General features: G+C 60.7%; 18 protein-coding genes. 6 read left to right on the top strand and 12 right to left on the bottom strand.

The window, feature by feature from the left end; all coding sequences use genetic code 11:
- Nucleotides 1-78 precede the first annotated feature (78 nt).
- Nucleotides 79-528 carry a Cd(II)/Pb(II)-responsive transcriptional regulator gene (gene cadR, locus HX805_RS03595; RefSeq protein WP_017476559.1) on the top strand — a complete coding sequence of 150 codons (450 nt, stop codon included), beginning with the start codon at nt 79-81 and terminating at the stop codon, nt 526-528.
- A 124-nt stretch (nt 529-652) separates the two neighbouring features.
- Here the strand turns inward: cadR and HX805_RS03590 are convergent, their stop codons facing one another.
- The 3 genes from HX805_RS03590 to HX805_RS03580 form a co-directional block, all read right to left on the bottom strand.
- Complete coding sequence (locus tag HX805_RS03590; protein ID WP_003213821.1) at nt 653-1,486, bottom strand: thymidylate synthase; 834 nt, start codon at nt 1,484-1,486, stop codon at nt 653-655.
- A 51-nt stretch (nt 1,487-1,537) separates the two neighbouring features.
- Nucleotides 1,538-2,350, bottom strand: coding sequence for a prolipoprotein diacylglyceryl transferase (gene lgt, locus HX805_RS03585; protein ID WP_003213823.1), 813 nt, complete (start codon nt 2,348-2,350; stop codon nt 1,538-1,540).
- Between the two features lie 66 nt (nt 2,351-2,416).
- The gene (locus HX805_RS03580; protein ID WP_003213825.1) at nt 2,417-3,199 is read right to left on the bottom strand and encodes a sulfite exporter TauE/SafE family protein; all 783 of its coding nucleotides are present in this window, start codon (nt 3,197-3,199) and stop codon (nt 2,417-2,419) included.
- Nucleotides 3,200-3,288: 89 nt separating this feature from the next.
- Between HX805_RS03580 and HX805_RS03575 the strand changes: the two genes are divergently transcribed.
- Nucleotides 3,289-4,035: an NRDE family protein gene (locus tag HX805_RS03575; protein WP_003213826.1), complete on the top strand. Its 747-nt coding sequence runs from the start codon at nt 3,289-3,291 to the stop codon at nt 4,033-4,035.
- Between the two features lie 137 nt (nt 4,036-4,172).
- Here the strand turns inward: HX805_RS03575 and ptsP are convergent, their stop codons facing one another.
- Together ptsP and HX805_RS03565 are read right to left on the bottom strand one after the other, a co-directional pair.
- Nucleotides 4,173-6,452, bottom strand: a complete 2,280-nt coding sequence (ptsP, locus tag HX805_RS03570; RefSeq protein WP_003213828.1) for a phosphoenolpyruvate--protein phosphotransferase — start codon at nt 6,450-6,452, stop codon at nt 4,173-4,175.
- A 22-nt stretch (nt 6,453-6,474) separates the two neighbouring features.
- Complete coding sequence (locus tag HX805_RS03565; RefSeq protein ID WP_003176750.1) at nt 6,475-6,954, bottom strand: RNA pyrophosphohydrolase; 480 nt, start codon at nt 6,952-6,954, stop codon at nt 6,475-6,477.
- Nucleotides 6,955-7,097: 143 nt separating this feature from the next.
- Between HX805_RS03565 and HX805_RS03560 the strand changes: the two genes are divergently transcribed.
- A complete protein-coding gene (locus HX805_RS03560; RefSeq protein ID WP_008438940.1) occupies nt 7,098-7,754 on the top strand; it encodes an HAD family phosphatase in 657 nt (218 codons plus the stop codon).
- 112 nt (nt 7,755-7,866) lie between these two features.
- Here HX805_RS03560 and HX805_RS03555 read toward each other — a convergent pair whose 3' ends face one another.
- Both HX805_RS03555 and ilvA read right to left on the bottom strand, forming a co-directional pair.
- A complete protein-coding gene (locus HX805_RS03555) occupies nt 7,867-8,280 on the bottom strand; it encodes a DUF2269 family protein (protein WP_102370118.1) in 414 nt (137 codons plus the stop codon).
- A gap of 40 nt (nt 8,281-8,320) precedes the next feature.
- Nucleotides 8,321-9,835, bottom strand: coding sequence for a threonine ammonia-lyase, biosynthetic (gene ilvA, locus HX805_RS03550; RefSeq protein WP_003213834.1), 1,515 nt, complete (start codon nt 9,833-9,835; stop codon nt 8,321-8,323).
- A gap of 136 nt (nt 9,836-9,971) precedes the next feature.
- On the opposite strand from ilvA, the gene rpiA reads away from it, so the two are divergent.
- Nucleotides 9,972-10,643, top strand: a complete 672-nt coding sequence (gene rpiA, locus HX805_RS03545) for a ribose-5-phosphate isomerase RpiA (RefSeq protein ID WP_008438935.1) — start codon at nt 9,972-9,974, stop codon at nt 10,641-10,643.
- 118 nt (nt 10,644-10,761) lie between these two features.
- On the opposite strand, the gene HX805_RS03540 is transcribed toward rpiA, so the two are convergent.
- From HX805_RS03540 to HX805_RS03525, 4 genes are all read right to left on the bottom strand, one after another.
- Complete coding sequence (locus tag HX805_RS03540) at nt 10,762-11,676, bottom strand: SdiA-regulated domain-containing protein (protein WP_003213837.1); 915 nt, start codon at nt 11,674-11,676, stop codon at nt 10,762-10,764.
- A gap of 117 nt (nt 11,677-11,793) precedes the next feature.
- Nucleotides 11,794-12,723 carry an SdiA-regulated domain-containing protein gene (locus HX805_RS03535; RefSeq protein WP_177080611.1) on the bottom strand — a complete coding sequence of 310 codons (930 nt, stop codon included), beginning with the start codon at nt 12,721-12,723 and terminating at the stop codon, nt 11,794-11,796.
- Between the two features lie 246 nt (nt 12,724-12,969).
- Nucleotides 12,970-13,635 carry a fumarylacetoacetate hydrolase family protein gene (locus HX805_RS03530; RefSeq protein WP_177080610.1) on the bottom strand — a complete coding sequence of 222 codons (666 nt, stop codon included), beginning with the start codon at nt 13,633-13,635 and terminating at the stop codon, nt 12,970-12,972.
- A 22-nt stretch (nt 13,636-13,657) separates the two neighbouring features.
- A complete protein-coding gene (locus tag HX805_RS03525; RefSeq protein WP_003213844.1) occupies nt 13,658-15,052 on the bottom strand; it encodes an FAD-binding oxidoreductase in 1,395 nt (464 codons plus the stop codon).
- A 204-nt stretch (nt 15,053-15,256) separates the two neighbouring features.
- Here HX805_RS03525 and serA point away from each other — a divergent pair, with 204 nt between their 5' ends.
- Nucleotides 15,257-16,486: a phosphoglycerate dehydrogenase gene (gene serA, locus HX805_RS03520; RefSeq protein WP_003213846.1), complete on the top strand. Its 1,230-nt coding sequence runs from the start codon at nt 15,257-15,259 to the stop codon at nt 16,484-16,486.
- A 61-nt stretch (nt 16,487-16,547) separates the two neighbouring features.
- Here the strand turns inward: serA and HX805_RS03515 are convergent, their stop codons facing one another.
- Nucleotides 16,548-16,988 carry a DUF4399 domain-containing protein gene (locus tag HX805_RS03515; RefSeq protein ID WP_003213848.1) on the bottom strand — a complete coding sequence of 147 codons (441 nt, stop codon included), beginning with the start codon at nt 16,986-16,988 and terminating at the stop codon, nt 16,548-16,550.
- Between the two features lie 134 nt (nt 16,989-17,122).
- On the opposite strand from HX805_RS03515, the gene HX805_RS03510 reads away from it, so the two are divergent.
- Nucleotides 17,123-17,902, top strand: coding sequence for a transporter substrate-binding domain-containing protein (locus tag HX805_RS03510; RefSeq protein ID WP_177080609.1), 780 nt, complete (start codon nt 17,123-17,125; stop codon nt 17,900-17,902).
- Nucleotides 17,903-17,930: the final 28 nt, after the last annotated feature.

The following is a 17,930-nucleotide window of genomic DNA, read 5'->3' as shown; positions in this document are numbered from 1 at the left end:
CGTCCGTAAAGGTGCCTGTTGCCAAGTAAAGACCCTGTAGCCACTATAGGGTCAAGCATCCTTTTGGAGATTGCTGCGATGAAGATCGGCGAATTGGCAAAATTGACGGATTGCCAGGTGGAAACCATCCGTTATTACGAGAAAGAAGGCCTGCTGCCGCCGCCTGCGCGCAGTGACGGTAATTACCGGCTGTACACCCAGGCGCACACCGAACGGCTGGTGTTTATCCGCAACTGCCGCAGCCTGGACATGACCCTTGAGGAAATTCGCAGCCTGCTGGGCCTGCGTGACAGTCCTCAGGACCAGTGCGAAAGCGTGAATGCGTTGATCGACGAGCATATCCACCACGTCAAGGCGCGGATCGACGGGCTGCTGGCGTTGCAGGAACAGTTGCTCGACCTGCGCCAACGCTGCGGCGGCGGGCCGGATCTGGATCAGTGCGGGATTTTGCAGCGGCTGGAAGTCAGCGGGAGTGTCGCGGCCAGCGAGGCTGAGCCCTCACATGTGGGCAGAAGCCACGGGCATTGAATGTGTACACAAAAAAATGTGGGAGCGGGCTTGCTCGCGAAAGCGGAGTGTCAGCCACTGAATGTGTTTCTGATACACCGTATTCGCGAGCAAGCCCGCTCCCACATTGGGACCGAGATCGCTTTTAGATCGCTACATCGGCCTTGATGCTCGGATCAGCGTCATAGCCCACGATTTCAAAATCTTCGAATTTGTAATCGTAGATCGACGCGGGTTTGCGCTTGATCACCAGTTCCGGCAGCTTCTTCGGCGTGCGCGCCAGCTGGGTCTGGATCTGTTCCATATGGTTGCTGTAGGCATGGGTGTCGCCCGTGGTGACGATGATCTCGTGAGGGATCAGGTCGCACTGCTGGGCCAGCATATGGGTCAGTAGCGCCAGGGCCGCGGTGTTGTACGGCAGGCCGAGGAATACATCTGAGCTGCGGATGTACAACTGCATCGACAGATGACCGTCATGCACAAACGCCTGGTACAGCAGGTGGCAAGGTGGCAGCGCTTGCTTGCCGTCCCGGGCGTTCTGCTGCGGGCTTTTGGTCTCGTCCGGCAGGTACTCGACGTTCCAGCCGTGGAACAGGATGCGGCGGCTGTTGGGGTTGGTCTTCAGCGTCTCGACCATGTAGTCGATCTGGTTGATCTTGCCGCCGTCCTTGGTGGGCCAGGCGGTCCACTGCTCGCCGTACACCGGGCCCAGGTCGCCGTCTTCGGTGGCCCATTCGTCCCAGATACGCACGCCATTTTCGTTCAGCCACTTGATGTTGGTGTTGCCACTCAACATCCAGATCAATTCGTTGGCGATGCTTTTGAAGTGAAGCTTCTTGGTGGTCAGCAGCGGGAAGCCGTCGGCCAAGCTATGCCGAAACTGACGGGCAAACACGGCCTTGGTGCCGGTGCCGGTGCGGTCGCCCTTGGTCAGGCCATTGGTCACGACATCGTTCAGTAGTTCGAGATATTGCTTCATGTGTATACCTGTATCGTTGAAGCCGGGACCCTCGGGCCCCGGCGTTCGAATTTAAAGCGCGGTGTTCTTGATGCCTTGCGGGCGATTGTAAGCCCACCACAGCAGGCCCAGGCCGGCGATGATCATCGGCAGGCTGAGAATTTGACCCATGGTCACCCAGCCCCACGCCAGGTAGCCCAGTTGCGCATCCGGCACCCGTACGAACTCGACGATAAAGCGGAAGATCCCGTAGAACAACGCGAACATCCCCGAAACGGCCATGGTTGGGCGTGGCTTGCGCGAGAAGATATAGAGGATCAGGAACAGCGCCACGCCTTCCAGGGCGAACTGGTACAGCTGCGAGGGGTGGCGCGGCAATTGCGCCGGGTCGCTGAACGGCGGGAACACCATGGCCCACGGCACGTCAGTCGGCTTGCCCCACAGCTCGGCGTTGATGAAGTTACCGATGCGCCCGGCACCCAGGCCAATCGGCACGAACGGCGCGACGAAGTCCATCAGCTGGAAGAACGACTTACCGTTACGCCGGCCAAACCACCAGGCGGCGATCATCACCCCCACAAACCCGCCGTGGAACGCCATGCCGCCCTTCCACACCTCGAAGATCAGCGTCGGGTTGGCGATGTAGGCTGGCAGGTCGTAGAACAGCACATACCCCAGGCGTCCGCCGACGATGACCCCCATCGACATCCAGAACACCATGTCGGAGAGCTTCTCCTTGGTCCAGGTCGGGTCGAAACGGTTCAGGCGCCGGGAAGCCAGCAGCCAGGCACCGCCGATGCCGATCAGGTACATCAACCCGTACCAATGGATTTGCAGCGGACCGATGGCCACGGCCACCGGGTTGATCTGCGGGTAAGGCAGCATTGCGACTCCTCGTTAAATCAATAGTCATGGCGCATCGGACCATGCCGGTGCGCGATTAAGCCTGCGTTACAGCAAAAAATTCAGCCCTACGCAAAACAGCAGCCCGGCGAACAGCCGCTTGAGCAAGCGCGGCGACAACCGGTGCGCCAGGCGCGCACCGAAACGGGCCGCCACCATGCTGGTCAGGGCGATGCCCAGCAGCGCCGGCAAGTACACAAAGCCGAGACTATGATCGGGCAGCAGCGGATCATGCCAGCCCAGAATCATGAAACTTAACGCACTGGCCAGGGCGATCGGCAAGCCGCAGGCCGACGAAGTGGCCACTGCCTGCTGCATCGGCACGCTGCGCCAGGTCAGGAACGGCACGGTCAACGAACCACCACCGGTGCCGAAAATCGCCGACGACCAGCCGATCACGCCGCCCGCCAGGGTCAGGCCAAGCTTGCCCGGCACCTGGCGGCTGGCCTTGGGCTTGAGCTCCAGGGTCATCTGCACGGCGATCACCAGGGCGAACACACCGATGATTTTCTGTAGATGCGGCCCGGAGATCGCCTCGGCGGTCAGCGCGCCAACACCCGCGCCCAGCAGGATACCCACGGCCATCCATACGAAGATCGGCCAGCGCACGGCGCCGCGCCGATGATGCTCACGCACCGCATTCACCGACGTGAAGATAATAGACGCCAGGGACGTGCCGACAGCGAGGTGGGTCAGCACCGCAGGATCGAAGCCCTGCAAGGTGAAGCTGAACACCAGCACCGGCACAATAATGATGCCGCCGCCCACGCCGAACAGCCCGGCGAGCATGCCCGCGCAGGATCCCAGCAGCAAATACAGCAGAAATTCCATGGGAGCCCCCGAAAACAGACCGGCATGTTAACGGATGCAAAGCACAGGGTTCTATGGGTAGAGTGGGCAAAACACAAAGGGATCGCCTTATGTGCCTGATTGTTTTCGCCTGGCGGCCGGGCCACGCCCAGCCGCTGATCGTCGCGGCCAACCGTGATGAATTTTATGCCCGGCCCAGTTTGCCGTTGGCCCAGTGGCTGGATGCGCCCCATGTTTACGCGGGCAGGGACCAGGAAGCGGGCGGGACCTGGCTGGGAGTTGGCGCAGACGGGCGCTTTGCGGCGCTGACCAATATCCGTGACCCGCACCAGCCGCCGGCGCGCAAGTCGCGGGGTGAGTTGGTGGCGCGCTTTCTCAGCGGTTCGCTGTCGATTGACGACTATTTAGCCGACGTTAATGGCAGATCGATTGAATATGCGGGGTTTAACCTGCTGGTCGGGACGCGGGACGAGCTTTGGCATTACAACGCCAAGGAATCTGCGCCGACACCATTGGTGGCGGGGGTTTATGGGTTATCCAATGCAGGGCTGGATACGCCGTGGCCGAAGTTGTTGAAGGCCAAGGCGGCGCTGACAGAAGTGCTGGACGATCCGCAGCCTGAAGCCTTGCTGGGGATTTTGAGCGACCCGCAGACCGCGCCGTTTGCCGACTTGCCGGATACCGGCGTGGGCTTGGCGACGGAGAGTCTGTTGTCGAGCGTGTTTATTGCCAGCCCCAGCTACGGGACGCGGGCGAGCACGGCGCTGATTGTGAATGCCGACGGGACGCGACATATCGTGGAGCGCAGTTTTGGGCCGTATGGCGGACAGTTGGGTGAAGTTGAACTCAAAATCTGAACCTCACGCAAACCAAATGTGGGAGCGGGCTTGCTCGCGAAGGCGGCGTGTCAGCCAATACATAAGCTGACTGATGCACCGCTTTCGCGAGCAAGCCCGCTCCCACATTTCGATTGGGGACAGGCTCTGAAATCCGGTTAGAGGCTCTTTGCAGACGCCGGGTTGATCATCCGCGCCAACCCAAGGTTCTTCAGCGCCAATTGCAGCGAGCTGTGGATAACTTGCGGGTTGTCGATAGTCATCAACTCCGCCAGCAGCTCCTTGGCCCGGCTCAGGTTGATCTGGCGCAGCATCCATTTCACCTTCGGCAAGTTGGTGGCGTTCATCGACAGGCTGTCAAAGCCCATCGCCATCAACAGTACGGCCGCCGCCGGGTCACCGGCCATCTCGCCGCAGATACTCACCTGCTTGCCTTCGGCATGGGCGTCGCGCACCACGTTCTGCAAGGCTTGCAGCACCGCCGGGTGCAGGTAGTCGTAGAGGTCGGCCACCCGCGGGTTGTTGCGGTCCACGGCCAGCAGGTACTGGGTCAGGTCGTTGGAGCCCACCGACAGGAAGTCCACCTGCCGCGCCAGCTCCTTGGCCTGGTACACCGCCGCCGGAATCTCGATCATCACGCCAATCGGCGGCATCGGCACGTCGGCGCCTTCGTCGCGCACTTCGCCCCAGGCCCGGTGGATCAGGTGCAGGGCTTCTTCCAGCTCGTGGGTGCCGGAGATCATCGGGAGCAGGATGCGCAGGTTGTTCAGGCCTTCGCTGGCCTTGAGCATCGCGCGGGTCTGGACGAGGAAGATTTCAGGATGGTCGAGGGTAACGCGAATACCGCGCCAGCCGAGGAAGGGGTTGTCTTCCTTGATGGGGAAATACGACAGTGACTTGTCGCCGCCAATGTCAAGGCTGCGCATGGTCACCGGTAACGGATGGAAGGCGGACAGTTGCTCGCGATAAATCGCCAGCTGCTCCTTCTCACTCGGAAAACGCTGGTTGATCATGAACGGCACTTCGGTGCGGTACAGGCCCACCCCTTCGGCGCCGCGCTGTTGTGCACGTGCCACGTCCGCCAGCAGGCCGGTGTTGACCAGCAGCGGTACGCGGTGGCCGTCGAGGGTCACGCACGGCAGTTCCCGCAGGGCGTCGAGGCCCTGGGACAGCTGGCGTTCTTCTTCCACCACTTCGGCGTATTGCTTGCGCAGCACTTCGCTGGGGTTGGTGTAGACCTCGCCGTGGTAGCCGTCGACGATCATTTCAATGCCGTCGACCTTGGAATACGGCAGGTCCACCAGACCCATCACCGTCGGAATGCCCATGGCCCGCGCCAGGATCGCGACGTGGGAGTTGCCCGAACCCAGTACCGAGACCAGGCCCACCAGTTTGCCTTCCGGCACTTCGCCGAGCATGGTGGCGGTCAGTTCTTCACTGATCAGGATGGTGTTGTCGGGGTACACCAACGTGGTCGAGCGCTCTTCCTGCAGGTAGGCCAGCAGACGGCGACCGAGGTCCTTCACGTCCGAGGCGCGCTCGCGCAGGTAGGCGTCGTCCATCAATTCGAAACGGTTGACGTGATCGGTGACCACCTGGCGCAGCGCGCCCTGGGCCCACTGGCCGGTCTTGATCACGTCCTTGACTTCGCTGCCCAGGGACGCGTCGTCGAGCATCATCAGGTACACGTCGAACAACGCCCGCTCTTCAGGCCGCAGCTGGGTGGCCAGCTTGGTCGAGAGGGTGCGCATGTCATTGCGCACGCCTTCGAGGGCGGTCTTGAACAGGATGATTTCAGCGTCGATGTCGGTGACGGTCTTGTCCGGCACCACGTCCAGGTCGGCGGGCGGCAGCATGACCACGGCGGTACCGACAGCAGCACCCGGCGAACCCGGCACGCCGACGAACTTGGCTTCCTGGATGCCCTTGCCCTGGCGTCCCAGGCCGCGAATCGAACCGGTGGCCTCGGCGTGGGCGATAACCCCGGCGAGCTGCGCGCTCATGGTCACAAGGAAGGCTTCTTCACCTTCGTCGAACTGGCGGCGTTCTTTCTGCTGGATGACCAACACGCCGACAACGCGGCGGTGGTGAATGATCGGCGCACCGAGGAACGAGGCGTAGCGCTCTTCACCGGTTTCGGCAAAGTAGCGATAACGCGGGTGATCGGCCGCGTTTTCGAGGTTCAGGGGTTCTTCACGCGTCCCCACCAGGCCCACCAGACCTTCATTGGGCGCCATGCTGACCTTGCCGATGGAGCGCTTGTTCAAGCCCTCGGTGGCCATCAGGACAAAACGGTTGGTCTCGGGGTCCAGCAGGTAAACCGAGCAGACCTGGCTGCCCATGGCTTCCTTGACGCGCAACACAATAATCCCCAACGCCGCCTTGAGATCCTTGGCGGAGTTAACTTCCTGGACGATCTTGCGCAGCGTATTGAGCATGGCTCGGGGTCGAACTCCGTCGTCAGTCGCGCGCTAAAAGGCGCGGGGCAAGCTCTTTAAGAGCGCGACGATAAACCTCGCGCTTGAATGTCACCACCTGGCCCAACGGATACCAATAACTGACCCAGCGCCAGCCATCGAACTCCGGTTTACCGGTCAAATCCATCCGCACCCGCTGCTCGTTGGAGATCAGGCGCAGGAGAAACCATTTCTGTTTCTGGCCGATGCACAGCGGTTGGCTGTGGGTACGCACCAGACGTTGCGGCAAACGATAGCGCAACCAGCCTCGGGTGCAGGCCAGAATTTGCACATCTTCACGTTCAAGGCCTACTTCTTCGTTCAACTCACGGTACAAGGCGTCTTCAGGGGTTTCGTCGGGGTTGATTCCGCCTTGAGGAAACTGCCAGGCATCTTGGTTGATACGGCGAGCCCATAGCACCTGTCCGGCATCATTCGTAAGAATAATCCCGACATTAGGACGGAAACCATCGGGGTCGATCACGGCAACAACCTCGCAAACGCATGTCACCGCATTGTTCCACAAAGATTGATACAGCGGCAACGAGGCTGCTTACCTTATGTGCACTCTTGTGAAAAGACCGTATTCTGGACGCCTTTTTACAGACTTTTCAGCGAGTAACTGCAATGCGCCTGGCTTTATTCGACTTGGACAACACGCTTTTGGGGGGTGACAGCGATCACGCCTGGGGCGATTACCTCTGTGAACGCGGGATTCTCGACGCGGTAGCCTACAAGGCCCGCAACGACGAGTTCTACCAGGACTACCTGGCCGGCAAGCTGGATAACGCCGAGTACCTGAACTTCTGCCTGGAAATCCTCGGCCGCACCGAGATGGCCCAGCTGGATGAATGGCATCGCGACTACATGCGCGACTGCATCGAGCCGATCGTGCTGCCCAAGGCAGTTGAGTTGCTGGCCAAGCACCGGGCGGCGGGCGACAAGCTGGTGATCATCACCGCGACCAACCGTTTTGTGACCGCGCCGATTGCCGAGCGGTTGGGGGTTGAAACCCTGATTGCGACGGAATGCGAGATGCAGGATGGCCGCTACACCGGGCGCAGTACGGATATCCCGTGCTTTCGCGAGGGCAAGGTGACGCGCTTGAATCGCTGGCTGGAAGAGACCGGGTTTAGCCTGGAGGACAGTTACTTCTATAGCGATTCGATGAATGACCTGCCGCTGCTGGAGCAGGTGACGCATGCAGTGGCAGTGGATCCGGATCCGAATTTGCGGGCTGAGGCTGAGAAGCGTGGTTGGCCGGTGATTAGCCTGCGCGGCTGATAAAGCTTTCGCGAGCAAGCCCGCTCCCACATTTGCTCGAGTTCCACCTTTGGAATGCAGTCAAATGTGGGAGCGGGCTTGCTCGCGAATGGAGGCAACTCGGTCTCAAGCCTTAAACCGGCTTGGCACCCATCAACCCGGCAATCGCCACAAACCCCACCAGGCTCACCACCGCCAGCGCCACGGTAAAGTTCAAACTCCCCGCCCCGCCCAGCCGCAGTCGATTAAGCCGCACCACCAGCCAGAACCAGCTCAGCGCCGCCACGGTGTAGATTACGCTGGAACCCAGGATCCAGGTTTGCCCCAGCGGCCAGCCGATCAGGTGCGCCAGCCACCAGCCGGTGAACGGCATGCTCACCACGCAAATGCCCATCAACAACCACACAAACACCCACGGCCGCTGCACGGTATAGGCCGGCCCCGCGCTGCGTTTGCGCCAGGCCAGCACTGCCAGGGCGAGGCCGCTGAGCAGCAGCAACACCGTGGCCGCGATGTGGATAACTTTAAGGGTGGTCAGCGTTTCCATGTTCTCGATTCCTTGAAGGCCGCCCAGTCAGCGTAGTCGCTCAACCGAGGAACAGCTGGTAGGCCGGGTTATCACTTTCATCCCAGTACGGGTAGCCAATGGCCTCCAGCGCCGCCGGCACCAGGTGACGCTCGTCCGCCGGTACTTGCAGGCCCGCCACCACGCGCCCATCGGCGGCGCCGTGGTTGCGATAGTGGAACATCGAGATGTTCCAGCGCCCGCCCAATTTGTTAAGGAAGTTGAACAGTGCCCCCGGACGTTCCGGGAATTCGAAGCGGAACACCACCTCGTCGCTGACGTGCGCCGCATGGCCGCCGACCATATGGCGGATGTGCAGCTTGGCCAGTTCGTTTTCCGTCAGGTCCAGCACCGGGAAACCCTGGCTGGTGAGGCTGGCGATCAGCGCGCTGCGCGGGTCGTTTTCCGGGTGGGTCTGCACGCCGACAAAGATGTGCGCCTCGCGGCCTGAGTGGTAGCGGTAGTTGAATTCGGTGATCTGGCGCTTGCCCACGGCCTCGCAGAAGGCCTTGAAGCTGCCCGGTTTCTCGGGGATGGTCACGGCGATGATGGCTTCGCGGCCTTCCCCCAGCTCGGCGCGCTCGGCCACGTGGCGCAGGCGGTCGAAGTTGACGTTGGCCCCGGAATCGATGGCCACCAGGGTTTGCCCGGTGATGCCACGGGTCTCGACGTATTTCTTGATACCCGCCACGCCCAGGGCGCCAGCAGGTTCTGTGATGGAGCGGGTGTCGTCGTAGATGTCCTTGATCGCCGCGCAGATTTCATCGGTGCTGACGGTGATCACTTCATCCACGTAATCCTTGCAGATGTCGAAGGTGTGCTGGCCGATCTGCGCCACCGCCACGCCGTCGGCGAAGATGCCCACGGTCGGCAGTACCACGCGCTCGCCCGCCGCCATGGCGGCTTGCAGGCAGTTGGAGTCGTCTGGCTCGACGCCGATGATCTTGATCTCGGGCCGCAGGTATTTCACGTAGGCCGCGATACCGGCAATCAGGCCGCCGCCGCCCACCGGGACGAAAATCGCGTCCAACGGCCCCGGGTGCTGGCGCAGGATCTCCATCGCCACGGTGCCCTGCCCGGCAATGGTGTGCGGATCATCGTAGGGGTGAATGTAGACGTAGCCTTTTTCGTCGACCAGCTTCAGCGAATACGCCAGGGCTTCCGGGAAAGAATCCCCGTGCAGCACCACTTTGCCGCCACGGGAGCGCACGCCTTCGACCTTGATCTCGGGGGTGGTCTTGGGCATCACGATGGTGGCCTTGACCCCCAGCACCTTGGCCGCCAGGGCCAGGCCCTGGGCATGGTTGCCCGCCGAGGCGGTGACCACGCCGCGCGCACGTTCTTCGGCGCTCAGTTGGGTCAGCTTGTTGTAGGCACCGCGAATCTTGAACGAGAACACCGGCTGCAAGTCTTCGCGCTTGAGCCAGACCTTGTTGCCCAGCCGCTCGGAGAGCTGGCGGGCGGTCTGCAGCGGGGTTTCTACGGCAACGTCGTAAACGCGCGAGGTGAGGATCTTTTTGACGTACTGTTCAAGCATCGGAAAGCATCACTGGGCGGGTTGGGCAGGGCCAAGGAGTCTAACCCAGCGTTTGGCCGGGCGACCACACGAAAACCGAGGTTTTGTTGGGTTATACTCGCGCCCCTCTTTACTCCCCGCCCGTTCCGGAGCCCGCATGACCCAGGATCAACTCAAACAGGCAGTGGCCCAGGCCGCCGTCGATTTAATCCTTCCTAAACTCGACGATAAAAGCATCGTCGGTGTCGGCACCGGTTCCACCGCCAATTGCTTTATCGATGCGCTGGCCCTGCACAAGGGCGCGTTCGACGGCGCGGTTGCCAGCTCCGAAGCCACCGCTGCGCGGCTCAAGGGCCACGGTATCCCGGTGTATGAGCTGAACACCGTCAGCGACCTGGAGTTCTACGTCGACGGCGCCGATGAAAGCGACGCACACCTGAACCTGATCAAGGGCGGCGGCGCAGCCCTGACCCGCGAGAAGATCGTCGCGGCCGTGGCCAAGACCTTCATCTGCATCGCCGACGCCAGCAAACTGGTGCCGGTACTCGGCGCGTTCCCGCTGCCGGTGGAAGTGATCCCGATGGCCCGCAGCCACGTGGCCCGCGAACTGGTGAAACTGGGCGGCGACCCGGTGTACCGCGAAGGCGTGCTGACCGACAACGGCAACATCATCATCGACGTGTTCAACATGCAGATCACCAACCCGGTGGAACTGGAGCGCCAGATCAACGCGATCGTCGGCGTCGTCACCAACGGTTTGTTCGCGGCCCGTCCGGCTGACGTACTGCTGCTGGGCACCCCGGAAGGCGTAAAAACCCTTAAGGCGTAATGCAAAACCCCTGTGGGAGCGGGCTTGCTCGCGAATGCGCAGTGTCAGTCACTGAATATGGCGCCTGATACACCGCATTCGCGAGCAAGCCCGCTCCCACATTTGTTCTGCACATGACTCAAGACTTGGTTTTTTTGAATACATAGAAAAGATTGGGCTCACTGACCATGTACAACGTGCCGTCGTTGTCCATGGCGATCCCCTCGGCCTGAGGCACGCGCTGCTTCAGGCCATGGCGCCCCTTGAGCAGCGACAGGCTGCTCAGGGGGCGACCGTCGATATCCAGTTCCAGCACCAAAAATGACTCATCCGACAGCGCCAGCAGATGACCGCTGCGCTCGTCGTATTGCAGGCTCGACAGGTCGCGCACAAACAACCCGGCATCGCGCTTGGGGTTGTTGATCACGTGCACCGAGTAGGTTTTTTCCGGTTTGAAATGCGGAAAGCCGTGGACCTCGTAGATCAGCATCGGGTCGCGTTCCTTGGCCACAAACAGGCGCTTGCCCACCGAGTCATAGGCCAGGCCTTCGAAGCCCTTGTTGCCGCCCAGGTGCACGCCGAGGGTCATTTGCTCGGCGTCGGCGGCATCGAGGAATTGGGTGTCGTCATCCACGTGGACCTTGATCAGCCGCTGCTGGCGTTCGTCGCTGATCACGTAGGTGTTGTCGCTGATGTACTCCACGGCCTCGGCATCGCCAAACCCCACCAGCGCAATGCGCCGCAGGATTTTGCCGTCCAGGGACAGTTCGACCAGCTCAGCGTTCTTGTTGGTCACGGTAAACAGGCTGTTGCGCACCGGATCAAAGGTCAGTGCCGAGACATCATCGTTGAGGCCGTCGATCACCTGCGCCTCCAGGGCCACCCGGTAATCCCCAAGGCCAATGGAGTGCTCCCCGGCGGGATTGCGCCAGGATTGCCAGTTGAACCAGGCACGCTCAAACAGGCGCAATTGCTGGGCAACCACACCGCACGCCACCAGGGCGATCAGGATCAGGATAAAAAAAGCAGGTTTGGGGCGGGCAAGTCGACGCATCGGGCGGGGCTCAGAGTAAAAACTGGCGAATGAATATCACGGTCGCCTGAATTTAAACTTAAACGCCCCGGGTGTCTGGCGGATGCCGCAGATAGAGAGAAATCTGACGTAATCGAACTACTGCGCCTGCTTCTCGAAGCGATAGAACAGGTTCGGCTCGCTGACCATATACAGCGTGCCGTTCTCGTCCATGGTCACACCTTCGGCACGCGGGATGGTGTTCTTCAAGCCATTGAAGCCGCCGAGCAAGGTCATGAAGCTGACCTGCTCGCCCTTTTCGTCCAGTTCCAGCAACAGATGGGAGTCCGCCGACAGCGCCAGCAGGTGGCCGGTACGCGGGTCGACGGTCAGCGCCGACAGGTTGCGCATGTCCAGTTCAGTGCTGGCGAGCTTTTGCTTGGCGCCGGAGAGGGTCTGGCTGCCGTCGCTTTTCCAGGTGAACAGGGCCGGTGGGCGTTCTTCGCCGAGGATCAGCTGTTGGTTGCGCTTGTCCCAGGTGACCGCCTCAAAGGCTTTGTTCTGGTCCTTGGACGGGCCCAGGTCATAGGACGGGAAGTCGGCTTTGTTCAACTGCTGGGTCTGCGGGTCGACCTTGACGATGGTCAGGCTGTGCTGGCGCTCATCGACCACGGCCATCAGGCCGTTTTCCATCATGGTCACGCCCTCCGGGTTGTTCCAGCCGTTGAGCGGCATCTTGCGCAGCACGTCGCCTTGCAGGGTCAGTTCAACCAGGAACGGGTTCTTGCCCATCACCGAGAACAGGGTCTTGGTCAGCGGGTTGTAGGTGAGGTCCGAGGCTTCGTCCTTCTCCATGCCGGGCAGCAGCTTGGCGTCGATCACCGCGTGGTAGTCCGGGAGCCAGACGCTTTCCAGGCGCTCGGCCGGGGTTTCGAAACCCTCCGCCAGCCACAACACACCGCGGTCGTCCCAGTGCATCGCCCAGGCCACGCCGTAAATGATCGCGCCGGCGAGGAACAGCCAGGAATACCAGCGCATGGCAAGGCGTGAACGAAACGTGGGTTTTACGGATGGGAGAGGCACGGCCATTACGCTTTCCAGAAAGTCAGCTTTAGGGGATAGCACAGGATCAAAAGGTCCGCGCGCAGGAGGCTGAGGATTATCCGGATGGGGTGTGAAAAAAATGCAAAAACCCGATTGGGTGGCAGTACACAGATCAAATGTGGGAGCGGGCTTGCTCGCGAATGCGGAGTATCAGTCACTGAATCTGTCACTGATACACCGCTTTCGCGAGCAAGCCCGCTCCCACATTTTTGACCGCGTTTCGCCAGGTATTCAGCGAACGCTGCTTTCGAAGCGGCTCACACCCGGCAATTCCAGCACCAGCTCGTCACCCACATTCAGCGGGCCCACGCCTGCCGGCGTACCGGTGAGGATCACATCCCCGGCCTGCAACGAGAAGCAGCCGGCCATGTACTGGATCATCGGGATGATCGGGTTGAGCATGATCGCGCTGTTGCCGTCCTGGCGCACTTCGCCGTTGATGGTCAGGCGGATGCCGATATCCGTCACATCCGGGAAAGTGCTGCCGACCACGAACGGGGCAATCACCGCCGCACCGTCAAACGACTTGGCGATTTCCCACGGCAGGCCCTTGGCTTTCAGCTCGGCCTGTTTGTCCCGCAGGGTCAGGTCCAGGGCCGGGGCGAAGCCGGAGATGGCGTCCAGCACTTCCTCGCGGCTCGGTTTGGCCGACAACGGCTTGCCGATCAACACCGCGATTTCCGCTTCGTAATGCACCGAACCGCGCTCGATAGGGATGGCAAAACCGCCTTCCAGTGCCACTACGCAACTGCCGGGCTTGATAAACAGCAGCGGCTCGGTCGGTACCGGGTTATCCAGTTCCTTGGCGTGTTCGGCGTAGTTACGCCCGATGCACACCACCTTCCCCAGGGGAAAGTGAATATTGGTGCCGTCGACATACTTGTGCTGGTAGCTCATGGACCGACTCCTTCAGGGACTGTTAAACAGCGAAAATCTTGCCCGGGTTCATGATCCCGTTCGGGTCGAACACCGCTTTCACTGCCTTCATGTATTCAATTTCAACCGGCGAACGGCTGTAGGTCAGGTAATCGCGCTTGGTCATGCCCACGCCGTGTTCGGCGGAGATCGAGCCGTTGTACTTCTGCACGGTCTCGAACACCCACTTGTTGACGGTGGCGCACTTGGCGAAGAACTCGTCCTTGCTCAGGTTTTCCGGCTTGAGAATGTTCAGGTGCAGGTTGCCGTCGCCGATGTGGCCGAACCAGACGATTTCGAAGTCCGGGTAGTGTTCGCCGACAATCGCGTCGATTTCCTTCAGGAAGGCCGGCACTTTCGACACAGTCACCGAAATGTCGTTCTTGTACGGCGTCCAGTGGGAGATGGTCTCGGAGATGTACTCGCGCAGCTTCCACAGGTTGTGCAGTTGGGTTTCGCTCTGGCTCATCACGCCGTCCAGCACCCAGCCCTGCTCGACGCAGTGTTCGAACGTGGCCAGGGCATCGTTGGCCACTTCTTCGGTGGTCGCTTCAAATTCCAGCAGCGCGTAGAACGGGCAGTCGGATTCGAACGGCGCCGGCACGTCGCCACGACCGAGGACTTTGGCCAGGGCCTTGTCGGAAAAGAATTCGAAGGCGGTCAGGTCCAGCTTGCTCTGGAAGGCGTGCAGCACCGGCATGATCGAGTCGAAGTCGGTGGTGCCGAGCACCATCGCGGTAAGGTTTTTCGGCGCACGGTCCAGGCGCATGGTCGCTTCGACCACAAACCCCAGGGTGCCTTCAGCGCCGATGAACAGCTGGCGCATGTCGTAGCCGGTGGCGTTCTTGATCAGGTCTTTGTTCAACTCCAGCAGGTCGCCCTTGCCGGTGACGACTTTCATACCGGCCACCCAGTTACGGGTCATGCCGTAGCGAATGACCTTGATCCCGCCGGCATTGGTGCCGATATTGCCGCCAATCTGGCTGGAACCCGACGAGGCGAAATCCACCGGGTAGTACAGGCCTTTTTCTTCGGCGACGTTCTGCAATTGCTTGGTGACCACACCCGGCTGGCACACGGCGGTGCGGTCGGTGAGGTTCACGTCGAGAATCTGGTTCATATAGTCGAACGACACAACCACTTCGCCATTCGCAGCGACGGCAGCGGCCGACAGGCCGGTACGGCCACCGGACGGCACCAGCGCGACCTTGTGCTCATTGGCCCAACGGACGATGGCCTGCACCTGCTCGGTGGTCTTCGGGAAGACGATGGCCACCGGGGCCGGCGCGAAATGCTTGGTCCAGTCCTTGCCATAAGCCTCAAGGGAGTCAGCATCGGTCAGGACCTTGCCAGGCTCAACCAGGGTCTTCAGCTCATCAATCAGGGCAGGATGGGTCATCGACAGAACTCTCGAACAATTCATGGTCATCCTGAGAACGCTTCACGTCGCAGGAATGGGTGTTTAGCGGGGCACGTATGCTAGCATACCGCCCCCGCAGGATAGTGCCCAAGGGCGTTCTGCGGTGACGGCTTTCCTGCCGTCCGGGTCAGCTTACGTGATCCGATTCCCTGCCATTTTTCTCCGGGATACAGGTTTACGCAGATGAGCAAGACTTCTCTCGATAAGAGCAAGATCAAGTTCCTTCTTCTGGAAGGCGTCCACCCATCGGCCGTCGAAGTCCTGAAGGCCGCCGGGTACACCAGCATTGAGTACATCACCAGTTCTCTGCCGGAAGCCCAGCTCAAGGAAAAGATCGCCGACGCGCACTTTATCGGCATTCGCTCCCGCACTCAGCTGACCGAAGAGATCTTCGATCACGCCAAGAAGTTGGTAGCTGTCGGCTGTTTCTGCATCGGCACCAACCAGGTCGACCTCAACGCAGCGCGCGAGCGCGGCATCGCGGTGTTCAACGCACCGTACTCCAACACCCGCTCCGTTGCTGAGCTGGTATTGGCCGAGGCGATCCTGTTGCTGCGCGGTATTCCCGAGAAGAACGCTTCCTGCCACCGTGGTGGTTGGATCAAGAGCGCAGCCAACTCCTTCGAAATCCGCGGCAAGAAGCTGGGTATCGTCGGTTACGGCTCGATCGGCACGCAGTTGTCGGTACTGGCCGAAGGCCTGGGCATGCAGGTGTTCTTCTACGACACCCTGACCAAGCTGCCATTGGGCAACGCCACCCAGGTGTCGAGCCTGACCGAGCTGCTGGGCATGTCCGACATCGTGACCCTGCACGTACCGGAAACCGCTGAGACCCAGTGGATGATCGGCGAGAAGGAAATCCGCGCCATCAAGAAGGGCGGGATCCTGATCAACGCTGCACGCGGCACCGTGGTCGAGCTGGACGCCCTGGCCGACGCGATCAAGGACAAGCACCTGATCGGCGCCGCCATCGACGTGTTCCCGGTAGAGCCGCGCTCTAACGACGACATCTTCGAAAGCCCGCTGCGTGGCCTGGACAACGTGATCCTGACCCCGCACATCGGCGGTTCCACCGCAGAAGCCCAAGCCAACATCGGCCTGGAAGTGTCGGAGAAACTGGTCAAGTACAGCGACAACGGTACGTCGGTGTCCTCGGTCAACTTCCCGGAAGTGGCTCTGCCGGCGCACCCTGGCAAGCACCGTCTGCTGCACATCCACCAGAACATCCCTGGCGTGATGATGGAGATCAACAAGGTCTTCGCGGAAAACGGCATCAACATTTCCGGTCAGTTCCTGCAGACCAACGAGAAAGTCGGCTACGTGGTTATCGACGTAGACGCCGAGTATTCGGACCTGGCGCAAGAGAAGCTGCAACACATCAACGGCACTATCCGTAGCCGCGTGTTGTTCTAATCGTTAAACGCGCATAAAAAAGGGAGACCCTCGGGTCTCCCTTTTTTTGTCTGAACAAATCTTACTTGACGTTAACCGTGATGACTTTCGAGGCTACAGTCGGGTTGAACTGCATGTGCAGTTTGTCGCCGGCTACCAGTTGCAGCGTGTGCTTGCCTGGGGTGAGGGTCAGCTCGGTTTCGGTCTGTGCCTTGCCGTAGTGGATCACGGTATCGGTGGCCGGGATCGGCACGCTGGCATCCGGCAATTCTTTCTGGTCGATCAGCAGGTGGTGGTGGCCGGTGCCCGGGTCCTGGCTGGTGGCCGGGGCCAGTTTCAGGCCTTCCATGCCGAATTTCACGGTGAAGGTTTTATCGACGGTGGCGCCATCTTTGGGCGACACGATGAACACTTTGGCACCTTCTGGTGGAGCGCTGCGCGGGATGCCATCAGCAGCGGTCGCCAGCATCGAAGCGCCCAGCAATAGGCTGGCCAGGGTTGCACGGGTCAAAAAGGCTTTCATTCACTTCTCCAGTTTTTCCGGGAAATCTGTAGGGTTATGACAACTTCGCGACAAATTGCTGTCCAAGGCATTCAACACCATAGCAAAGCGAGCCTGAACAACGCTTCGCTCATTCGAATTCTTTAGGAGCGACCATGCGTTTCCTGCCTGGCCTGTTACTTTTACTGCCCCTTGCAAGTCCCTTGGCCCATGCCGAACTGATCGACGATGTATTTGACCGCGGGGAACTGCGCATCGCAATGGAAGCCAACACCCCGCCCTTCAACTTCAAGGAACGCGACAAACTCACCGGTTTTGAAGTGGAGCTGGGTGAGTTGCTGGCCAAGGAAATGGACGTACGCCCCTCCTTTATCACCGTCGATGCCGCCGAGTTGCTGCCCGGCGTGGAAAGCGCCAAGTACGACGTGGCCATCAACCATATCGCTATGACTCCTGAACTGGCGGATCGTTTCGACTTCAGCGAGCCCTACAGCTACTCCAGCGCACAGCTGATCGTGCGCAAGCAGGAACAGCGCCCGCTGGGCAGCTTTGCGGCGCTCAAGGGCAAGGCGTTGGGCGTGGCCCAGGGCAGCCAGTTTGTGGAGCAGGCGCGCACCGCCGAGGGCGTTGATTTGCGCAGCTATGCCGATGCCAGGCAGCCGATCAAGGACGTTGCCGATCAACAGATCGATGCCGCCATCAGTGATCGGCTGCTGATTCCCTACGCGATTCGCGACAGCCAGCTGCCGGTGAAGGAAGGCGCAGACGTCGGCCCGACGCTGAGCCTGGCGATTCCGTTCCAGAAGGGTAACCCGGCGTTCAAGGCCAGCCTGGACAAGGCCCTGCAACGAGTGAAGGCCGATGGCCGGCTGGCGGCGCTGTCGGAGAAGTGGTTCGGGATGGATGCGAGCAAGCCGGTGAAAAAGGCCGAATAAACGACTCGGTCAATGTGGGAGCGGGCTT

The sequence above is a fragment of the Pseudomonas sp. G5001 genome, from assembly GCF_013385475.1.
Lineage (GTDB): Bacteria > Pseudomonadota > Gammaproteobacteria > Pseudomonadales > Pseudomonadaceae > Aquipseudomonas.
This window is presented reverse-complemented; position numbering and strand designations above follow the sequence as displayed.